Source organism: Streptomyces sp. NPDC019396, assembly GCF_040632375.1.
GTDB lineage: Bacteria > Actinomycetota > Actinomycetes > Streptomycetales > Streptomycetaceae > Streptomyces.
The window spans coordinates 1-4288 of sequence record NZ_JBEYBS010000072.1 but is presented as its reverse complement, the minus strand read 5'-3'; the positions used below and the strand labels follow the sequence as shown (position 1 = coordinate 4288).

3 protein-coding genes are annotated in these 4288 nt (G+C 68.6%); 2 read left to right on the top strand and 1 reads right to left on the bottom strand.

Going from position 1 to position 4288, the window contains the following annotated elements; all coding sequences use genetic code 11:
• Positions 1-91: 91 nt before the first annotated feature.
• The gene (locus ABZ532_RS31300) at positions 92-271 is read right to left on the bottom strand and encodes a hypothetical protein (RefSeq protein WP_361291329.1); all 180 of its coding nucleotides are present in this window, start codon (positions 269-271) and stop codon (positions 92-94) included.
• A gap of 733 nt (positions 272-1004) precedes the next feature.
• On the opposite strand from ABZ532_RS31300, the gene ggt reads away from it, so the two are divergent.
• Positions 1005-2855, top strand: coding sequence for a gamma-glutamyltransferase (ggt, locus tag ABZ532_RS31295; RefSeq protein ID WP_361291326.1), 1851 nt, complete (start codon positions 1005-1007; stop codon positions 2853-2855).
• Positions 2856-3638: 783 nt separating this feature from the next.
• Positions 3639-3779 (top strand): hypothetical protein, encoded by a 141-nt coding sequence (locus ABZ532_RS31290; RefSeq protein ID WP_361291323.1) that lies wholly within the window; start codon positions 3639-3641, stop codon positions 3777-3779.
• The last annotated feature ends 509 nt before the right edge of the window (positions 3780-4288 follow it).

Sequence of the window (4288 nt, the reverse complement as noted above, 5' to 3'; positions counted from 1 at the left end):
GGAACGACGCGACGACATCCACGAAGCCTTCCTCGGACTCGCCACCTGCCTCATCACCCACCGACACGTCCAACGCCTTTGTTAGGAGTTCTTAGAGAACCAACTTGGCGCCCCAGGCGAGGAACGCGATCCCGGCCACGGGCAGCCACCAAGGCGCCGTCATCGCGCTGGCCAGGGCGAACGCCACTCCCACGAGGCTCAGGTAAACGCCGGCTGCCTGGTACACCTGCGTACTGTGCAGCTGACGGGTGTACTCGCGCAGGGCCCACATCAGAGCCCTCCACCAATCGCCATCCCAGTGATGAGCAGGTCCACAAAACCCCTCCTGTTTCGTCAATGTGCGGTCAGGGAGTGCAGACGGGCGGCAACCTCACCGATCCCGTCCAGGGACTCCTCCCGGCGCAGCTGGTCCACCAGGGAGCCGGCCAGGCGGGCGTCCACGCCGCGCCAAGACGTACACGGCCGCCCTCTCCCTCTCCGAGTCAATGTGCTGCCTTGCGGTCACAACCGCGGTGTGGTCGGTCCAGTCGTCGTTCATGACCGTGGCGCTGGGCACCTCGATGGAGACGGTCCACTTTCCGCCGCTCTGGTCAGGGAAACGTACCTTCCATGCTGGCCATGGAGCCATGCGATTACGCTCGAGAAGTTCCTTCCTGGCTGCGGCGAGACCACGGTGCTCCCAGGCGGCGTAGAAGGCCGGCGGGGTGTGCATGTGGCTCAACGTGCCGTCCAGCCACAGGTCGTAGAGCGGATCGACGGCGGCGTGCCGGGCGCGCCAGGCGGTGAAGGTAGAGGAGAGCCTCGGGCAGCTGCGGCCCACTCTCGTCGTCGCCCGGCAGACTGCTGGTACGCGCCAGGAGCTCCGCCGGCAGTCGCTCCGTGAGAGCGACGTCGGACTGACCGGGAACCTCAGATCTCGCGCAAATATTCGTGTGCCTCATTGCTCGACCTGCGCCGGCACTGGAAGGGTTCCGTCATTCCCCTCACGAGGTCCCGGAGGTTTCATGGCTGTCCACCGCACTGTCGTCGCTGTCGCGTGCGCCGCGGCTCTCGCCTGTCCCCTGCTGGTCTCCACCGCCAACGCCACCGCGTCGCCGGCCGTTCACGGCAGCCCCTCCCAGTCCGAGCCGCCTCCGAAGCAGGCGGTTGCCCGGGGCAGCGGCGGCGCCGTGTCCAGCGTCAACCCGTACGCCTCCGAGGCCGGACTCGAGGCCCTGCGCAAGGGCGGCAACGCGGTCGACGCCGCAGTGGCCACGGCCGCGGCGCTCGGTGTCGTCGAGCCGTACTCCGCCGGCATCGGAGGTGGCGGCTACTTCGTCTACTACGACGCCAAGTCCGGCAAGGTGCGGACGATCGACGGCCGGGAGACCGCTCCCGCCGGTATGGGCGAGGATGCCTTTGTTGACAAGTCCACCGGCAAGCCCATCCCGTTCGACGAGGCCGTCAACTCCGGCCTGTCCGTCGGCATTCCGGGCACCCCGGCGACCTGGGAGGAGGCGCTGGCCGACTGGGGCACGATGGGGCTCGGGCAGGCCCTGCGCCCGGCCACCCGTCTCGCCCGTGACGGCTTCGTGGTGAACGAGGAATTCCGGGCCCAGACCGAGATGAACGAGGAGCGCTTTCGCGACTTCAGCTCCACCGCTGAGCTGTTCCTGCCAGGCGGTGAACTTCCCGTCGTCGGATCGCGCTTCCGCAACCCCGGGCTAGCGCTCACGTACAAGGAGCTCGGTCGCGATGGGGCGGACGCAATCTACCACGGCGACATCGGACGCGACGTGGTGCGCACCGCCCAGAAGCCGCCGGTGGCTCCCGGCTCGGACCGTACAGTCCGCCCTGGCCTCATGGAGCGCGGCGACCTCGCCGCCTACGAGACGTTGCACCGCGCCCCTACGCAAACTACCTACCGAGGCCACGACATCTACTCCATGGCACCGTCCTCCTCCGGCGGCACCACCGTCGGCGAGGCGCTGAACATCCTGGAGAGCTCCGAGCTCTCGCCGAAGGACCGGACGCAGGCGCTCCACCGCTACATCGAGGCGAGCCGTATCGGGTTCGCCGACCGGAACCGCTGGGTGGGCGACCCGGCCTTCTCGAACGTGCCCACCAAGGAACTGCTGTCGAAGAAGTTCGGACGAGAAAGGGCCTGCCTGATCCGGCCCGACTCCGTGCTGAAGAGCCCGGTCGCCCCGGCCGACCCCCACGCCCCCGGCGGCGGATGCACCCAGGGCAAGGGCGGCAAGGAGCCGTACGAGGGGCCGTCGACGACGCACCTGGTGGCGTCGGACCGCTGGGGCAATGTGGTCTCGTACACCCTGACCATCGAGCAGACCGGCGGTTCGGGCATCACCGTGCCCGGACGGGGCTTCCTGCTCAACAACGAGCTGTCGGACTTCGACTTCACGCCAGTTACTGAGGGCGTGCCGGACCCGAACCTGCCCGGTCCCGGCAAGCGCCCGCGCAGCAGCATGTCGCCGACGATCGTGCTGAAGGACGGCGAGCCGCAGATCGCCGTCGGCTCGCCCGGCGGGGCCACGATCATCACCACGGTACTGCAGACCCTGGTCAACCGTCTGGACCTCGGGATGTCCCTCCCGGACGCCGTCGCCGCTCCGCGCATCTCCCAGCGCAACCGGACCGACACCGAGGCGGAGCCCGCCTTCCTCAAGACGCCGGAGAGCGAGGAGCTGAAGAAGCTCGGCCACTCCTTCATCCTGGCGCCGGAGACGTTCACACCGTCCCCGGAGATCGGGGCCGTGGCTGCGCTGGAGTTCCTGCCGGACGGCAAGGTCGAGGCGGTTGCCGAACCGAAGCGCCGCGGCGGAGGCTCGGCGATGGTGCTGCACGAGGGCCGCTGATCCTCGTCACACGCCTGTGGCTGCCCGCTTCTCGACGGGTAGATGCGGTGCGGGCCCCGGCCGCCGTGGGGGATCACCCGGCTGGGCCCGCTGCTTCGTGCGTGAGGAACATCCCCGCACGACGGCCAGGTCCCCGCGTGCGTCGCCGCTACGCGGAGAGGAGTTCGATGCCTCGGCCCCGATACCGGCGCGGCCCTCGCCTACGAGCACTGACGAGGTCTGACCTCAGAGCGGCTATGCGCCTGGCATTCGGTCGACGGGGACGCTGCGCCCGGCCCCTCCTTCGCGATGCCGGTTCGTCTCGGTTCACGGCGCTGCGCGCCTTGGCTGCCGAACCACACGTTCTGCTCGTGGGCGAGACCTGATCAGGGCGGCTTCAAGTTCCTGGTAGGAGCAGAGAGCCGGTGATTTCTCCAGATCCAGAGGGTGTGTTCGGGTGCGTCCCGGATCGCTCGGGTGGTCTTGGCGATGTTGTCGGCGCCCAGCAGCCGCAGCCTGCCGATGGGTCAGGTTCCGCAAAGCGGCCATCGCCCGGGCGCGCTGCCGGTGTGGGCGGTGGAGGCGTCCTCGGCGAACACCACATCTCTGACGTGGTGGCTGGAATTTTCGATTCCCCCAGTGTCCGCGCACGTATCCGCTCACGTCAGCGGGGCTGGCGTGGTGGGTGTCGAGGCTGGTGACGGCGTAGACCGTCTCCCGGGTCTGCCGCTCTCCTGGCGGCGCCGGTGGATGCGTCGGGCCAACCGTGCCTCCGGGAAGGCGATCCCGCCCAGGTTCGCCGCGATGGCCATGGTCTTGGCCGAGCGGACTCCCGCCGCCCGTGCCCGGTGCGGAGACGGTGTGCGCTACGGACACCCGCTCCCATGGCAGGGCCTTGAGCTGGCCGACGCGGTCGGCTGGTTTCTCTTGATCAACGCGATGTAGTGGGCCTTCTTCTCCTGCACCAGCCAGCGCACCTGGTCCTTGACGCTGTGGAGGGCATCGAAGGTGCCACGGCGCCGACCAGGTCACCGGGTTCAGCTCGGGAGCGTAGGCGGGTAATCGCTCCAGGGTGAGCCAGCCCTGTTCGGCGACCCAGGCGCGCATCGCCCGGCTCCAGTGAGCCGAGAGCCCGACTACCCACCCTGGCAGACCGTCTACTACCACTTCGCCGCCTGGCACCGCCGCGGCGGCATCGCCTTCCTCCGTGATCAACTCCGTCGACAGATCCGCATTGGCCAGGGACGATGCCCCTGGCCAGTGACGTTGATTGTCGACTCGCAGTCGGTCAAGGGCGCCGAGACCGTCTCCAAGGCCGCCCGCGGCTTCGACGCCGGGAAGAAGGTCAACGGCCGCAAGTGAAGTTTCCCCGTGATCCTGGACACGATCTTGTTATGCCGCGAGGGCGTGTTGTTGATGCCGTCGGGTCTCGGACGGGGTGAGGTAGCCGAAGA

Bases quoted from the DNA above. Each gene is read 5' to 3' on its own strand.
- ABZ532_RS31300 (WP_361291329.1), bottom strand. From the start codon at position 271: ATGTGGGCCCTGCGCGAGTACACCCGTCAGCTGCACAGTACGCAGGTG.
- ggt (WP_361291326.1), top strand. From the start codon at position 1,005: ATGGCTGTCCACCGCACTGTCGTCGCTGTCGCGTGCGCCGCGGCTCTC.
- ABZ532_RS31290 (WP_361291323.1), top strand. From the start codon at position 3,639: ATGGCCATGGTCTTGGCCGAGCGGACTCCCGCCGCCCGTGCCCGGTGC.